The organism is Chryseobacterium sp. 22532, assembly GCF_052044665.1.
Lineage (GTDB): Bacteria > Bacteroidota > Bacteroidia > Flavobacteriales > Weeksellaceae > Chryseobacterium > Chryseobacterium lathyri.
In genome coordinates this window covers 502085-516869 of the sequence record NZ_JBQENJ010000004.1, presented here as the reverse complement: position 1 = coordinate 516869, position 14785 = coordinate 502085, and the positions used below count along the sequence as shown (strand labels likewise).

Annotated in this window: 16 protein-coding genes; 5 read left to right on the top strand and 11 right to left on the bottom strand. The window is 37.4% G+C overall.

What is annotated here, in order from left to right:
- Positions 1-8 precede the first annotated feature (8 nt).
- The 6 genes from ACTJIV_RS13740 to ACTJIV_RS13715 form a co-directional block, all read right to left on the bottom strand.
- Positions 9-1019, bottom strand: coding sequence for a S41 family peptidase (locus ACTJIV_RS13740; RefSeq protein WP_440628121.1), 1011 nt, complete (start codon positions 1017-1019; stop codon positions 9-11).
- 68 nt (positions 1020-1087) lie between these two features.
- The gene (locus ACTJIV_RS13735) at positions 1088-1882 is read right to left on the bottom strand and encodes a helix-turn-helix domain-containing protein (RefSeq protein WP_440628119.1); all 795 of its coding nucleotides are present in this window, start codon (positions 1880-1882) and stop codon (positions 1088-1090) included.
- A gap of 66 nt (positions 1883-1948) precedes the next feature.
- The gene (locus ACTJIV_RS13730) at positions 1949-2530 is read right to left on the bottom strand and encodes a 5'-methylthioadenosine/S-adenosylhomocysteine nucleosidase family protein (protein ID WP_440628117.1); all 582 of its coding nucleotides are present in this window, start codon (positions 2528-2530) and stop codon (positions 1949-1951) included.
- A gap of 398 nt (positions 2531-2928) precedes the next feature.
- Entirely contained in the window at positions 2929-3630 is a 702-nt protein-coding gene (locus ACTJIV_RS13725; RefSeq protein ID WP_440628115.1) for a DsbA family oxidoreductase, read from the bottom strand.
- A 143-nt stretch (positions 3631-3773) separates the two neighbouring features.
- Positions 3774-4946, bottom strand: a complete 1173-nt coding sequence (locus ACTJIV_RS13720; RefSeq protein WP_440628113.1) for an MFS transporter — start codon at positions 4944-4946, stop codon at positions 3774-3776.
- 2 nt (positions 4947-4948) lie between these two features.
- Positions 4949-5884 carry an alpha/beta hydrolase gene (locus ACTJIV_RS13715; RefSeq protein WP_440628112.1) on the bottom strand — a complete coding sequence of 312 codons (936 nt, stop codon included), beginning with the start codon at positions 5882-5884 and terminating at the stop codon, positions 4949-4951.
- Positions 5885-6041: 157 nt separating this feature from the next.
- On the opposite strand from ACTJIV_RS13715, the gene ACTJIV_RS13710 reads away from it, so the two are divergent.
- Positions 6042-6428: a winged helix-turn-helix transcriptional regulator gene (locus ACTJIV_RS13710; RefSeq protein ID WP_223559485.1), complete on the top strand. Its 387-nt coding sequence runs from the start codon at positions 6042-6044 to the stop codon at positions 6426-6428.
- On the opposite strand, the gene ACTJIV_RS13705 is transcribed toward ACTJIV_RS13710, so the two are convergent.
- Positions 6425-7615, bottom strand: coding sequence for an MFS transporter (locus ACTJIV_RS13705; protein ID WP_111953615.1), 1191 nt, complete (start codon positions 7613-7615; stop codon positions 6425-6427). The genes ACTJIV_RS13710 and ACTJIV_RS13705 overlap by 4 nt on opposite strands.
- A gap of 382 nt (positions 7616-7997) precedes the next feature.
- Here ACTJIV_RS13705 and ACTJIV_RS13700 point away from each other — a divergent pair, with 382 nt between their 5' ends.
- Both ACTJIV_RS13700 and ACTJIV_RS13695 read left to right on the top strand, forming a co-directional pair.
- A complete protein-coding gene (locus tag ACTJIV_RS13700; RefSeq protein WP_111953418.1) occupies positions 7998-8747 on the top strand; it encodes an NUDIX hydrolase in 750 nt (249 codons plus the stop codon).
- A 75-nt stretch (positions 8748-8822) separates the two neighbouring features.
- Positions 8823-9554: an MBL fold metallo-hydrolase gene (locus ACTJIV_RS13695; RefSeq protein ID WP_440628109.1), complete on the top strand. Its 732-nt coding sequence runs from the start codon at positions 8823-8825 to the stop codon at positions 9552-9554.
- A gap of 20 nt (positions 9555-9574) precedes the next feature.
- Here ACTJIV_RS13695 and ACTJIV_RS13690 read toward each other — a convergent pair whose 3' ends face one another.
- Positions 9575-9916 (bottom strand): helix-turn-helix transcriptional regulator, encoded by a 342-nt coding sequence (locus tag ACTJIV_RS13690; RefSeq protein ID WP_111953414.1) that lies wholly within the window; start codon positions 9914-9916, stop codon positions 9575-9577.
- Between the two features lie 607 nt (positions 9917-10523).
- Here ACTJIV_RS13690 and ACTJIV_RS13685 point away from each other — a divergent pair.
- A complete protein-coding gene (locus tag ACTJIV_RS13685; RefSeq protein WP_111953410.1) occupies positions 10524-11117 on the top strand; it encodes a Crp/Fnr family transcriptional regulator in 594 nt (197 codons plus the stop codon).
- A 32-nt stretch (positions 11118-11149) separates the two neighbouring features.
- Here ACTJIV_RS13685 and ACTJIV_RS13680 read toward each other — a convergent pair whose 3' ends face one another.
- Positions 11150-11779: a CatA-like O-acetyltransferase gene (locus ACTJIV_RS13680; RefSeq protein WP_440628107.1), complete on the bottom strand. Its 630-nt coding sequence runs from the start codon at positions 11777-11779 to the stop codon at positions 11150-11152.
- Between the two features lie 206 nt (positions 11780-11985).
- Here ACTJIV_RS13680 and ACTJIV_RS13675 point away from each other — a divergent pair, with 206 nt between their 5' ends.
- Complete coding sequence (locus tag ACTJIV_RS13675; protein WP_440628105.1) at positions 11986-12843, top strand: NAD(P)-dependent oxidoreductase; 858 nt, start codon at positions 11986-11988, stop codon at positions 12841-12843.
- Positions 12844-12873: 30 nt separating this feature from the next.
- On the opposite strand, the gene ACTJIV_RS13670 is transcribed toward ACTJIV_RS13675, so the two are convergent.
- Positions 12874-13743, bottom strand: a complete 870-nt coding sequence (locus ACTJIV_RS13670) for an EamA family transporter (RefSeq protein ID WP_111953404.1) — start codon at positions 13741-13743, stop codon at positions 12874-12876.
- Positions 13744-13966: 223 nt separating this feature from the next.
- Positions 13967-14770, bottom strand: a complete 804-nt coding sequence (locus tag ACTJIV_RS13665; RefSeq protein WP_111953402.1) for a helix-turn-helix domain-containing protein — start codon at positions 14768-14770, stop codon at positions 13967-13969.
- Positions 14771-14785 lie beyond the last annotated feature (15 nt).

The following is a 14785-nucleotide window of genomic DNA, read 5'->3' as shown; positions in this document are numbered from 1 at the left end:
TTATACATTTATTGCTCTAATTTATTAATAAGATTTTTTATTTCAGGTATGCTTAATTCTGTTTTTGTTTCTGTATTTAAAATATTTTTTAAAATTTTAAGATGAGCAGCCTTTAAAGCGTCTTCAGCTTTTACTTCCTGATCAGGAATCACGCCGACAGGTTCCCAGTTTTTATGGCTTATGACGGATTTTATTTGCCCAGCCGGGACCAATAGTAAATATTGATTTTGGATGATGAAATGATCTACCGGATTGGCAGCACCCCCTGTTTTTTCCCCGATTACTTCGGCCAGCTTATGTTCCTGTAAAAAGTAGGCAAGGCCTTCTGCTGCTGAAAAACTTTTTTTACTGGTTAAAATGTAGACTTTTTTATGAAGATATTTCTGTCCGGCAACTTTAGATTGGGTACTGTTTATCACTGTTTCCTCTTTATTTCTGAAGTATGTAGTATAAAGATCCGTTTTTTTATCAAAAAAATAACTGCAGAATAACAGAAGCATGTCATTGTCTCCGCCGCCATTCTCTCGCAGGTCAATGATCAGGGAATTGGTATTGGCAATAAAATTCATGGCAGCAGCCAATATTTTTTCACTGGATTCCCGCGATGCAAAGCCTTTGAAGTTGATATAACCGATATTACCTTCCAGGCGTTGAACGTTTTCAAATCCAAAATTTTCAAGGCTGTTATGAAAATTGTTTTCTTTTTCTCTTTCTTTCTCATCAACAGCTTTTTGTGGACTGTAGTTTTCGAGGTATTTAACAAAAAAATGTTTGTCTTTTATAGTTGTTCTCAACTTTTGAGTCAGAAAGGCAGCAAAGTCTTTTTTACTCAAATTCTTAAAAGTTCCTTTTTCAGATTCATTTTGAAATAAAGAATCTACTTTTTGGTAGGCTTTCTTATCAATATAGTGACTCTTCACTTTTTCTGTAATATCAGAGAGCACTACACTGGTGTCATCTTTCTGTGCATAAGAAACCAGAGAAAGGGAAAGGAAAATGCCGGACAGTATTTTTTTCATTGAAATATGATTTAATATTTCAGTAAAAGTATTTCAATGATCATACTTTAAATTGTAAAAATGGAAACTTAGATAAACAGCCAGATATTATTTTGTTCAATATCTACATTTTCAAAAAACTTTTTGGGACTAATTTTAGTGAATTCTTTAAAATCTTTAATAAGATGGGACTGGTCGTAAAAAAGATTTTCATAGGAAAGCTCTGTGAGGTTCCTTACTTTTTTATTGGATATCAGAACTTTACGAAATCTTTGTATTTTTCTGAATTCAGTCGCCGGCTTACCCAGATACCGCTTAGAAATTTTATTCAGATATTGTCTGGTTATACCATTTTTTGCTGCAATCTCCTCAATGCTGAGTTCAGTTTCAAAATCAGTCAATATGGAGTAAGCTAACGTTAAATCTTTATATTGAAATTTTGAAAGCCAATATTTTTCCAGCATTTCAATTTGTTTTTTTCTGTGGGGCTCATTAAAAACTGTATTCGAGATTTCTTTAAAATCCGAAAAATGGATATGTTCCTGCATAATATCACTGTTATCTGCCTCAAAAAACTGATACATTCCCAACGGCTTAAAATAAACCGTAATTTCATTAATAGACTGCTGATAAAAAATTTCAGTAGGAACAGAACATCTGGCAACAAAGTCAATCACTAAATTTTCGGATAAAGACCTCCGGATTTCCACCCATCCTTTATCCTGGGCAATAGTCACATTCTGACAGGCTGATACAATGAAATAGTTGTCCGGAAAAGTAAGATACCTGACCGGTTTATCGCTATCATCTTTTTCTACAAAATAATATCCTTCAATATATTTTTTAAGTATAGGATTTACCGGTTGATAAAAAGTAACTTTCATATAATCGCAGACTGGATTTTAATAACAGACACAAAATAATGTTCGAAAGTTTCCTCAGGACTTATGCTATGAAAATAATATTTTTTTAAACGCTTCAGAAGCCAGGTGTACCTGAACTGCCCAGTCGTCTGCGGCATCACTTCCTGCATCATCAGAAATATATTTCAGACACAGAAAAGGAATATTTTCTTTTTTTGCGATCAGGGCAAGCGGATACGCTTCCATATCTACAATATTATAGTCTGTTTCGGAATGATTCATCTCAAAACTGTCGCCGCTGCCGCAAATTCCTTCTTCCAGCCCGTTCATTTGAAGACCATATTCCAAAACTGGAGGAATGCCGGATAAAGGCGTTTCATAAAGACTGAAACCGAGACCTCTTACATCCATATCTCTTTGAATAAATTTGGTACAGCATACTACTTCACCCTTTCCAAAACTTTTACTTCCTGCGGAACCCAAATTAATGATCAGTTTAGGTTTTCGGAAATGAATTTCCCGGGTAAGCTCAATAGCAGCGTTTACTTTTCCTATTCCTGTTACCAGTTTATTTTTTCCTTCAAAAGCCTGTCCGGCCTCCGAATCCAAAGCAAAGACAAACAGGGTCTCTGAAACAGGATAATGAGCTTCGGTATTGATTTTTATCATTGAACATAAATATTTAAACAAAAATAAGGATTGAACACCTAAAACAGGAATTCTTTCTTCTTTTTTTATTAATCTGTATGGAATAAAAAAAACACCCCGGTTTGAGGTGTTTTTTATATTGAATATGCTAAATTATTATTCATTGAAACACTAATGTCACTAATCTTTTCACAAATTCCACGAATGTTGCTGACATTCAATAGTAACATTCGTGAATCTATTAGTGTTATTTGTGGTTAGGAAATTAACATAGTCAGGAAGCTGAAAGAGGAAGGTTGAAAGTAATTTTAGCCAATAAAAATTAAGAAATTAATCTTAAAAATTTAATAAAGTACATTGTCATTCTGTAGTTGGAACTCAATAACTTCTCTCTTCCAGCTTCAGGCTTCCTTACAGTATTACACACTGCATCCATCAGCATCACACGATGCACCTCCTTCTTTGGAAAGGTCTTTAAACGGACTTACTGTTTCTTTGTACGTCTGCTGAAGGGCATCAGCAAAAACTTCTGCAGGCTGTGCCCCGGATACGGCATACTTTCCATTCAGGACAAAGAAAGGAACACTGGAAATACCATTGTTTTTGGCCTCTTGAATATCCTGACTGATTTCATAATCAAACTGATCTGATGTTAAAGCCCGTCTTGCCTCATCTTCATCAATATTTAAATTCTTAGCAAGAAAAATAAGTTCTTCAATATCTCCTACATTTTTTCCGTCAATAAAGTGAGCTTTAAAAAGAGCTTCTTCCATCTCATTCGATTTATCATACTTTTTGGCAAGATGAAGTAATTTATGAGCAGTAAAAGTATTGATGATCAAAGCTTTTTCAAAATTAAAATCGATTCCTGATCCCTTTCCCATCTGGGCGACCTGACCAATCATTTGAGATGCCTGGTCTGCCGGAAAACCTTTTTTTTCTTTAAAATATTCAATTGTATTCTGAGGATGAGCAGCATCTAGGGTTGGATCTAGCTGAAAGCTCTTCCACTCTACTTCTACTTCGTCTTTGAATGGCAGCTTTTCAAGAGCCTGTTCAAAATTATGTTTTCCGATATAGCAGAACGGACACATAATATCTGACCATATTTCTATTTTCATTCTTTATTTATTTTAATTCTGATAGAATTATCAGACTACAAAATTAATACATTTCTTAATTGTAACAAAATTGATTACATTAAAGTGTACTTGTAGTTAACTTTTACTACTTTTTAATTATTGCCCCATCAAAATTTGTTACATTATTGACAGGGAATAATTGTTTTTTTCTTTTCAGTTCTTTTTTCCAGAATACTTCTCCATATAATCATTAAAAAAGCCAGCATACCAAATACAAAACCGATCCATGGATTGTAAGCGGCCCCTTTAGTCACGATCATCCAGCCTCCCAAGGTAGTCCCCAGTGTTACCCCCAGATTTCCAAAAGAAGTAGCTAAGCTGTTGGCAAATTCAAGAGAACCCGGTACAGAAGAAATCATATAGGTTGAAGCATTTTGAAAACTTGGAGAATACAGGAAACCCCAGATTGCTATACTGATAATATTGGCGAGCAGACTGTCTCCGGAAAAATACAGTAAAAATGGCATGATGACCGTACCGGAAAGAAACAGAGCCGTTGTTTTTGATACATCCCAGCTTAACATTTTCCCTGCTATCCAATTGGAAAAAACACCAATGATTCCAAACAGAAAAAGCATATAACTGATCATAGGTCCATCCATTCCTTTAACTTTATTCAGATAATCTGCAAAATAGCTGTAGGTAGAAAACCAGGCTGTTATCATGAAAAAATTCATAGCAGTACTGATGAGAAATGTTGGCTGTGTCAAAATTTTAAGCTGACTTTTGTAAGATTTTTTCTCTTTGACAGGCATTGGAGGAAGTAAAAAATAGATAACAGCCAAAGCTATCATACTGACCGCACTCTGGATAATGAAAGAAGATTCCCATATCCATACACTGGCCAGCCATGTTGCAAAAGGAACTGTTGTCACCATAGCCAGGGCAACCCCTATAAAAATAATCCCCATCAGTTTGTTAGCCTGCTTTTCATCAGCACCGGACACAGCGACAGACAATGCTGTGGCAATATAGACAGGCTGCAGAAAAGCCGGAAGCACCCTCACCAGCATCAGAAGCCAGAACGGTGGCGACAGTGAGGAAACTAAAGCAGCAAACAAAAAGATAAAAATTGCGGCAAGCATCACTTTCCTGCGATCAAACCCGGACATTAGTAAAGTCATGAAAGGCCCCGTTAAAGCAACGATCAAAGCAAAAGCACTGAGCAGCCACCCTGCTTTATCTACACCTATTTGATAATGTTCCGCGATTTGCGGAAGAATTCCAATGACCCCAAATTCAGTGGTAATAACTGCAATGAATCCAAGGCAGCCGATATATGCATATTTTTTCATGCTTATTTTCCTGCAGTTTTAAGATGTTGATGCACAAACTCTGCTATTTCATCAGTAGCCTTTTGGACCTCATTCAGGATCTCTCCCATATGCATGAAACCATGAACCATATCTTTATAAAAGCTGATACGAACAGGAATTCCTGCGTCTTTCATATGCTGTGACAGCTCTTCTCCTTCATCTCTCAAAGCATCATGTTCTGCAATAAGAACTAATGTAGGTGGTGTATTTTTAAAATCTTTGATCAAAATTGGTATTGCCAAAGGATTTGGATGGTCTGCTCCTTCAGGATGGTACCATTTCCAGGCTTGGATACCTCCTTCTTTATTAAGAACAGGGCCTGTTTCATACGTCTCCCATGATTTTGTATTGAGCTGATGATCTGCAGCAGGATAAATCAGTACCTGAAATTTCAACAGCTCTCCTATCTGGGTAGAAACACCTGTTGCAAGTGCGCCTCCGGCACTGTCCCCGATAATACCGATCTGGTTGGCATCAATTCCCAAAGATTCCGCATGGTCTGCGACCCATTTTACAGAATCGATGCAATCGTTTAAGCCTGCAGGAAAAGCATGTTCGGGAGCTAGGCGGTAATCCACAAAGATCACCACTGATCCGGTTTTATTGGCCAGTTTCCGAACTACAGCATCGTGGGTTTCAAAACTGCCGGCAATAAACCATCCTCCATGAATATAAATGATTGCTGATGAATTTTGGATATCCTTCCCTTTTGGGCGGTAGATCCGGACCGGAATCTGATGGTTTGCCAAAGGAATATTCAGCTCTTCTATCATGGCAACAGGTTCTTTTTTTCTGCTAAGCTGAAGGGACATGGTTTCAAGGTATTTTCGGGTATCCTCTAATGGATTCTTGGCATTGAATGAATGTATTTTTTCTAAGTGATTTAAAATCTGATTGATAGGTTCTGTTAACTGCATTGTTCTTATTTTTTATGTGAATACTATTTTTGGAACGTTGAGCGCTCTTGTTCCGGAACTGCTGTTTATTTTCAGTTTCTGAATGCAAAATTAATTTTCAAACCTTACATTTGCACTGTATACAGCTAATTGTACGGTACTAACAAATTTGTAAGCTATGGGAAAAATAAAGGAAAATTCAACGAATAACATCAATAAAAAGTACATACAGGAGTGTGATTTGTCTTATGCTGTCTGCAAGATCGGAGGCAGGTGGAAGCTTTTGATTTTAAACAGGTTAAAAGACGGAAAACTGCGTTTTAGTGAAGTGCGCGACCGGATCTGTGGAATTACCGAAAGAATGCTCACACTTCAACTCCGGGAACTGGAAAAAGAAGGGTTGGTAAAAAGAACAGTACATGCTGAAGTTCCGCCAAGAGTAGATTATGAGCTCACGGATATTGCCAGAGAACTGATCCCGATCTGGGAAGATCTGGAAAAATGGGGAACCAAACACAGGGACTTGGTTCAGGAAAATATGGGTAAGGCAGAGGCTGAAAATTAAGGCTGGGGTGCGTTTACTTTATTACTGAATACAAGATGAGCTAAAATGGCCAGCAGTCCAAAAGATGCTCCTACAAAGCATACTCCCTCCCACTGTGCATATTGCCAGGCTATAGAAGCCAGCCACGTTCCGAGGGATCCGCCGATGAAATAAGAAACCATATAAACAGTATTCAATCTGTTAACCGCATTGGATTTGATTAAAAAGTAATTGGTCTGGTTCATAATATGGCTGGACTGTACGCCCAGGTCTACCAGGATAACGCCAACGATCAGGCCCCAATAAGTTTCCCCTGCAAAATAGGTAAATGCCCAGCTTCCCACTACTATAAAAAGTGAGTACAATATGATTCTGTTGATATCCAGGTATTTCTGAAGTTTACCCACTTTTGCGGCGGCCAGTGCTCCTACAGCTCCGGCGAGCCCGAAGCTCCCTACTACGGAAGAGCCCGCATTGAAAGGCGGCTTTTCCATATGAAAGACCAACGTTGTAAATAAAGCACACATAGACCCGAAAGCCATCGCTCCCCGGAATGAAGCGAGACGTAAGATAGGCTGTGTTTTTGCCAGATGAACCACGGACTGCATTAGTTCCTTGTACGTTCCTTTGAAATTTGGCTGCATTTCCGGAAGCATTTTGTATACGGCGATCCACACTACGATCATTAATCCCGCTGCAATTCCGAACATAGCTCTCCAACCCCAGACTTCGCCTACGATACCGCCAATAAAGCGTGACAAAAGGATTCCAAGAAGCAACCCGGACATTACAAGTCCAATATTGGAAGATTTTTCTTTATCCGAAGATAATTCTGCTGCAATAGGCACAAACAGCTGTGGAATGACGGAAGTCGCTCCTATCAGCAGGCTTGCTGCGTACAGCATCCATAATTCGGTGGCAAAGGTCATCCAAAGCAACGATCCGAATACAAGAACCAAATCAAATAAGATTAATTTTTTACGGAAAAATTTATCTCCCAAAGGCACCAGAAGTAAAAGCCCCAGCGCATAGCCTACCTGGGTAAGCACAGAAATTCTTCCTGCTGCACTTTCAGAAACATGAAGATCGTCCGAAATCAGTGCCAATAATGGCTGGTTATAATAGTTATTGGCTACCACAAGACCTGAAATAACAGCCATAAGCCAGATTACAGTACGGGAGATGCCAGAGGATAAATTTGCCTGCATGATATGATTAGAATTATGAACTGCTAACGTTTAAGGGTTGAAACAGCCAAATAAAAAGTTCAGCTTAAGATCAGCAAAGATAATGAATTTATAAAAAAGAGGCCGTTTATTTGGAACGGCCTCTTTCAATCAACTATGGCATTTAATCTTAAAATAATTTGTCAGCAGTAAAAGCGGGAATTGTTTTTCGTCAGTTAATAGCTTTACAGAAAGTCAGCCATGTATTTTGTGTCTTATCTCTAACGTAAAGTATCTATAAATATTTTGTAGTTGCTTTTCTTTTTTTAAGATTATTAAAGTGATTTTTTTAAAGTCTCTATGTAAAGGATTTTTAGTTTTTTTTCAGCAAATTTGTAATAAGACACAATCTCAGATTAGTTCCATGGATTTTAAACAACAGCTTTTACAGCAATCTGCCGAGGCAAAAGAAATTTTCCTGCCTCATATTTCAGCCGATCCCGTTATTTTCGGATTTGAGCATAATGAACTTAAAGTTCTGCTTCTAAAGACCAATTACAGGCAAAAATGGCTGCTGCCGGGCGGCTATGTTAAAAAAGATGAAGATCTGGATGAAGCTGTTAAAAGAATCCTCAAAGAAAGAACCGGTGTTGCAGATGTTTATCTTGAAGAATTCGGAGTGTTCGGAAGAAAAAACAGAAGTGAATCTTATTTTGAGGATTTTGATGAAACTCTTTTTCAAAAACAACGGTTTATTTCTGTAGGATATTATGCACTTTATAACCCGTCAATGCTTAACATCATTCCCGATCAATACAGTGAGACCTGCGAATGGATCTTCCTCAGCAAACTGCAGGAAATTGAACTTGCGATGGATCACCGTGAGATCATTGAAAAAGCTCTTCTCATATTGAGGCAGAAAATTGCAGCAATACCTATCGGGCGAAACCTTCTTCCGGAAAAATTTACGCTTCCTGAACTTCAGAAATTATATGAAGCTGTGTTGGGAAAAGAACTTAACCGTGGGAATTTCTATACGAAAATGAAGTCTTTGGGAATCCTGAAAAAGCTTGAAGAACAGAGACGCGGTGGCGCCCATAAAGCTCCTGACCTCTACTCTTTTGATGAAGAAAATTATATCAGAGCTCTGAACAACGGGTTGAACAGCTGGTAAGATGATTGTTTTTTCCGATGAGCTCTATTGAAAAAAAGGTTTTCAGGTTTTAGAAATATTTGGGAAATTTGCAGAATGAAAATTATTCCGCTCAAAGAAGGCAACTTCTCGGCCAGCAAAACAAAGGACTTTACACTATTGACAGATGAAAATTTTGATACAGTGAAAGGAATTAAAATGTCTGTGCAGCCGTTTCTTATTATTACAGCCAATGATTATATCCTTCTTGATGCTGGCATAGGTTGGAAAAACGCTGAAGGAAAAACTGTCATTTCCGAGCTATTGGAAAAAGAGTATATAAAACCGGAACAGATCACAAAACTTCTTCTTTCACACCTTCATAAAGACCATATTGATGGGAGTATCATACGGAACGGCAATGATTTTCAGCCGGCATTTCCCAACGCAGAAATTTATATTCAAAAAAGAGAACTGGCTTTTGCAATGGAAAATAAAGGGAATCCTTCTTTTGATTTTGATACATTGGAAAAACTGATCAGCCTTCCCAATATTGTATGGATGAGTGAAGATCAGGGAGAGATCGCTAGCGGGATTTCTTTTGAAGTGGTGGGTGGCCATACCCCTTTTATGCAGGTATTCTGGATCAGAGAGAACGGTGAAACTGTTTTTTACGGAGCGGATGATCTTCCCCAGGAGTCTTACCTTAAATACCATCTTGCTTATAAAAGTGATTCTGATGGTAGAAAAGCAATGGAATTAAGACTGAAATGGCAGAAAGAAGCTGCTGATGAGCAATGGAAAATACTGCTTTACCACGATCTGGCCAAAGCAGTAATCCAAATATAATCTAATGCAAAAAATTGTTTTTAAAGATCATTAAACCACTTGTAAATATCCATTTCGGAAGGAATATTAAGTTTTTTCCGGATCCGGTTTTTTCTGTTCTGAATGGCTTTTGGAGTCACAAAAGTATAAGTTGCAATTTCCTTAGTAGTGAAGTTAAGTTTTAGATAAATGCAAAAAATCAATTCAGAGTTTTTGAGATTGGGGTGTATTTTAGCTATTTTGTCAAAAAAATCAGGGTAAACTAACCTGAATTTATTCAACAGACGTGGTGAATTTTCTTTAGCTAAAGTGATAATTTCGTCCTGCATAAAAATCTTTTGATTCAAATCTTCTAAATTAGATTGCGGTTTTTCGTTTTTCATAATATTTTCTCATCTCTACTTATTTCCGGTGCTTTAGTATGTACAGCACCAGTACCTATTCTTCTTTTCCTGTTATTGTAACAGTTGTTTATGGTGTTATGGAAGTTTAAGATTACAGTCTATAATTTATAATTCTAAATACACTTTCCGGATCGGTATTTTTTCTTGCAAACCTCTATCTGACGCTCATTCTTTAACTATTTTAAAAGCAACAAAGAAAGAGAAAATGATTAAAATTCTACAGAATTAAAATACCACATACATACCACGCCCCGCTTATAATTAGTGTATTTATTATATTTCCAGCTCAAAATTTAGGTTAAACTATACTTTTATATTTCAACAAATGTAGCAGATGTAAATTTTGTTTTTTATGATCTTAATCAATGTTCTTAAGGATTGTATTCTCTATTACCGGTGAATATTAAAAGATTTTAATATGAGGCCATCAAAATATTGTGGTATGTATGTGGTAGGACATATTGAAGAAACTCATTAAAATTGCCGTTCTTTACATTATTGAAATTTTCAGCTTTTCTGTTTATTGCATAATGAAAGACATGAATGGTTAAACATTTGTTTAAAATTTTAATTAGCTTATTATACCATGATTGTAGAAGATTTATTAATTTCATTTGGAGCAGAAACTAAAGCATATAAATCGAGTGATATCATTTTCCGCGAAGGAGAATTTCCTATGTTTTATTACCAGATTAAGCAAGGGCAGGTTAAGCTCAATAATTATACGGAGAACGGAAAAGAATTTATTCAGAATATATTTTACGACGGATACAGTTTTGGAGAGTCTCTTCTGTTTATAGACCGTCCTTATCCAATGAATGCAATCGCTATAAAGGATTCCCAAATTTTCAAACTTCCAAAATCGAATTTTTTGAATTTAATAAAGGAAAACCAGGAAGTTTCCCTGAATGTCTATCAATGTATGGCAGAAAGAATGTATTACAAATATATGATGCTTTATAATCTTTCTTTCCAGAATCCTATGCTGAAGCTGAAACAGCTAATGGATTATTTCAAAAGCTATGATGAGGACAAAACACCCTATTCTTTCCAAATTCCTCTGACGAGACAACAACTTGCCTCCCTTACCGGTCTGCGCGTAGAAACAGTAATAAGAGCCATAAAAAGTATGGAAAAAGATAAGATTTTGAAAATAGAGAATAGAAAAATTATGTACTGATTCTTACTTTAATAAATAGAATTTTACAGGATTTAAAACTCATCAAGCTGCTTCTGAAACTCTTCCAGATATCTCGCGATATGAATTCCATCCGCCAGCCCGTGGTGAGCTTCCACAGAAACCGGAAGAAACTTTCTTCCGTCACGGATGCTGAATTTACCGAATGTAATTTTCGGAACGGATTCAGAATTGTTATAACTGGTAGGATGAAGCAGGGCGCTGAAAGAATTCCATGGAATGGTTGAATGCCTGATGAGATCCTTACCAAGTTCACCATTATTCATCCTGATCCCTGATGTACGCTGTACATCCTCTATTTCCTCCTGCATAATACCATTGAACGTATTAAAGTCGTTTGAAAAAGGGATAAATGCAAAACCAAAAGTCCCGTCTGCCCTTCCTATTGTAGTTCCTGCATGAATGGCATCATATAAAACCACCTGATTGTCTACAATCCGTAATTTCAGCTCATCTACGGCATTTACGGCTACCATTGACCTGTGAAGATAGGTCGCGAAAAAAGAATGGCCGTTTTCCTTTGCATAGGCATAAGCTTTTGTACAGTCTACTTCTGTGGTAAATCCAAAGTATGGGCTGTCCATTTTTGAGAAAAATTCAAAATGCTCTTTCCTGTTCCATTTTTCGACGTCTATAATCTTCATTGATTTTTATTTGCTGCAAATTTCCGTAAGTTTTCCGGGTTTTAAAAGTTAATCAACAAAAAATATTGTAAAAATACAGCCTTGCTTTGGTCGGTTTTTTGATGCAAATAGAGCAGGTTTACATGATGAAATTCATTTTTCCAGTGTAAATAATTTTATATTTTGGCTTTAAATGCCATTGTTTAATCGCCGTAAAAAAATCAAGCATGGAGAAAGAGAAAATAGGATTCATAGGGCTAGGAAATATGGGCCATCCTATGGCAAAAAATATTGAAAAAGCAGGATTCCCGCTTTCAGTTTACAACAGATCATCTGAAAAAACTAAAGATTTTAAAGAAAAATCAACCGTTTACACTCAGATTTCAGATCTGGTGGAGAACAGCACCATCGTATTTACAATGCTTACCGATGACCATGCTGCCAAAGCAGTTTACGAAGATATCCTGAAATCGGACATTACTGGAAAACTTTTTATAGACATGAGCACGATCTCTCCACAGGCCACGGCAGAGCTCAGCGGAGCTGTTAAAATAAAAGAAGCAGCTTTCATCGATGCGCCGGTAGCCGGAAGTACTGTTCCTGCAGCAGAAGGAACGCTGATCATTATGGCAGGTGGTGAAGAAAAAGATCTTTCACGGGCCATGCCATATCTTGAAAAACTTGGAAAAGCAGTTAAGCATTTAGGTGAAAACGGAAAAGGAATTGCAGGAAAACTTTCCATCAATTATTTCCTGTCTGCTATTTACCAGGGATTGGCGGAAACCGTTCTGTTTGCAGATCAATTGGGAATTGACCGAACGGCCATGCTGGAAATCATCAACGAAAGTGCCAGCGGAAGTGGCGCTACCAAAGTAAAAACACCTATGCTGATCAAAAACCAATATGAGCCTGCTTTTGCTCTCGATCTCATGCTGAAAGATATTTTATTAGCTCAGAATGCCGGTGCTGATTTTCCTCTATCTGAGGTTCTGAGCAAAACCTACCAGTCTGCCCATGATGATGGTTTCGGTAAGGATGATGTGATCGGAATTATTAATTATTTGAAGAATCAGCCTGAAAAATGATACAATGATACACCTTTTTTATGCAGAAGCTTATTCTTTGCTTTGAACAATTTCATTCTGAGCCGTCGCTTTACTGAAAACAGTTGTTCCTATACTGGCTACAATGACGCAACTGATTGAAATCCATTGTAAAAAACTCAGTTCTTCTACCAGAAATACCCAACCCGAAAGAGCTGCAAATGCAGGTTCCAGGCTCATCAGAATACTGAAGGTCTTTGCGGGAAGTCTTTTCAATGCCATTATTTCCAGTGAAAATGGCAACGCACTAGACAAAATAGCCACTCCTAAACCTTTTACAAAAATAGAAGGCGTAAGATTGAATACAGCTCCGTCCCATATGGTAAAAGGGATGATAACCAGACTTGCGAATACCATTCCGGTGGTAACCGCATCTTTTCCATCCATAATTTTAGCCACTTTTCCACCCATGACGATGTATACCGCCCAAAACATTCCTGCAAGAAAAGCCAATCCAATTCCAACCAGATCAACATGATCGCTCTGCCACGGAACAATGAGTAATATCCCAATACAGGCCAGCAATGCCCATACTACGTCCAGCAATTTCCGGGATAAAGCAATGGCCAAAAATAAAGGCCCTGCAAATTCTACCGTAACCGCCAGCCCCAACGGGATCCTTTGAATAGCCATGTAGAAAACGAGATTCATCGCTGCCAGACCAATCCCATACATTGCACAGTACTTCCATTTTTGTGCGGTGAACTGCAAAAATTTCGGACGGTTAATCAAAATGAGCAACACAGCAGAAAGCCCGATCCTCAAACTAACAGTCCCAATAGGGCCTATCAGAGGAAAGAGCTGTTTAGCAATGGAAGCACCTCCCTGTACACAGATAATCGCTAGAAGTGTTGCTGAAATTGCCAGGTTTGAATTTTTCATTTCTAAATTTAATATTCGTAAACAACCTATAAAATGAATTTCAGGGTTAAACGAATTTTATTCCATAAGTTATAATCCGGATTTATCATCTAAGATAGCCACCCCAAATATATTAAAACTTTGCTTTTCCGGACACTTGCAATTATAGGTTATAATTTTAAGCATGTTAACAAATAAAAGGAGCAACGGTAAGCTGCTCCTTTTTTATAGATATGTGTTTTTATTAAACCTTGCTGGTCGTTAAACCAAACTTTTGTTTAAAAGAATAATAGAAATGGGACAGATTTTCAAATCCCAGTTCGAGATAAATATCAGATGGCTTTTTATTCCTATGCCGGATCTGGTAATACGCTTCTTCCAGTCTTTTTTCTTTAAGCCATTGTTTAGGCGTCATGTTGAAAGCTTTATTGAAATCACGCTTAAACCCCGAAAGACTGCGGCCTGTAAGCCTTGCAAATGTTTCCACCGGCACATTGAATTTGAAATTCTTATTCATAAACTCCTTAAGATCGATCTTATGCGGTTCTGAAAAATCAAAAAGCAGGTTTTTAAAATCAGGATTGGCCTGCAGAATCAGCTCAATTGCCTCTTTAACCTTTAAAACCGCCAGTCTGGAAGTGGCTGTTTTTGTTTTGTCAATATACGGAAGCAGTGAAGTAAAATATCCGCTGAAAAATTCATCAGACTCAAAAAAAAGCCTTTCATTATCTGGAAATCTTTCGGATGGGATCATTTTATATTCTGCTGCATACTGACGGAGCGTTTCCTGGTCGAGAGTTATGGACAGAAACTGGTACTTTTTATTCTTTGAAGGATGTTTTACCGTTCGGATCAGTTGATTTTTTCTGACGAGCACTACTGTATTCTCCTTTATAACAGTTTTGCCTTTGTCATGAAAAGCATGGGTTTCACCGGACAGCTGATAGCCCAGAAAATGATCGGGAATAAATTCCTCGTGCCCCCTGTACATTTCAAAAGCACAGGAATATACCAGTTTATCGAATATGATTTCCGAAGTTTTCTCCATACTACAAATATCTGA

Coding starts and splice junctions, on each gene's coding strand:
- ACTJIV_RS13670 (WP_111953404.1), bottom strand. CDS start 13,743: ATGAAAAATTCAAACCTGGCAATTTCAGCAACACTTCTAGCGATTATC.
- ACTJIV_RS13735 (WP_440628119.1), bottom strand. CDS start 1,882: ATGAAAGTTACTTTTTATCAACCGGTAAATCCTATACTTAAAAAATAT.
- ACTJIV_RS13725 (WP_440628115.1), bottom strand. CDS start 3,630: ATGAAAATAGAAATATGGTCAGATATTATGTGTCCGTTCTGCTATATC.
- ACTJIV_RS13665 (WP_111953402.1), bottom strand. CDS start 14,770: ATGGAGAAAACTTCGGAAATCATATTCGATAAACTGGTATATTCCTGT.
- ACTJIV_RS13685 (WP_111953410.1), top strand. CDS start 10,524: ATGATTGTAGAAGATTTATTAATTTCATTTGGAGCAGAAACTAAAGCA.
- ACTJIV_RS13695 (WP_440628109.1), top strand. CDS start 8,823: ATGAAAATTATTCCGCTCAAAGAAGGCAACTTCTCGGCCAGCAAAACA.
- ACTJIV_RS13715 (WP_440628112.1), bottom strand. CDS start 5,884: ATGCAGTTAACAGAACCTATCAATCAGATTTTAAATCACTTAGAAAAA.
- ACTJIV_RS13680 (WP_440628107.1), bottom strand. CDS start 11,779: ATGAAGATTATAGACGTCGAAAAATGGAACAGGAAAGAGCATTTTGAA.
- ACTJIV_RS13710 (WP_223559485.1), top strand. CDS start 6,042: ATGGGAAAAATAAAGGAAAATTCAACGAATAACATCAATAAAAAGTAC.
- ACTJIV_RS13690 (WP_111953414.1), bottom strand. CDS start 9,916: ATGAAAAACGAAAAACCGCAATCTAATTTAGAAGATTTGAATCAAAAG.
- ACTJIV_RS13700 (WP_111953418.1), top strand. CDS start 7,998: ATGGATTTTAAACAACAGCTTTTACAGCAATCTGCCGAGGCAAAAGAA.
- ACTJIV_RS13675 (WP_440628105.1), top strand. CDS start 11,986: ATGGAGAAAGAGAAAATAGGATTCATAGGGCTAGGAAATATGGGCCAT.
- ACTJIV_RS13720 (WP_440628113.1), bottom strand. CDS start 4,946: ATGAAAAAATATGCATATATCGGCTGCCTTGGATTCATTGCAGTTATT.
- ACTJIV_RS13705 (WP_111953615.1), bottom strand. CDS start 7,615: ATGCAGGCAAATTTATCCTCTGGCATCTCCCGTACTGTAATCTGGCTT.
- ACTJIV_RS13740 (WP_440628121.1), bottom strand. CDS start 1,019: ATGAAAAAAATACTGTCCGGCATTTTCCTTTCCCTTTCTCTGGTTTCT.
- ACTJIV_RS13730 (WP_440628117.1), bottom strand. CDS start 2,530: ATGATAAAAATCAATACCGAAGCTCATTATCCTGTTTCAGAGACCCTG.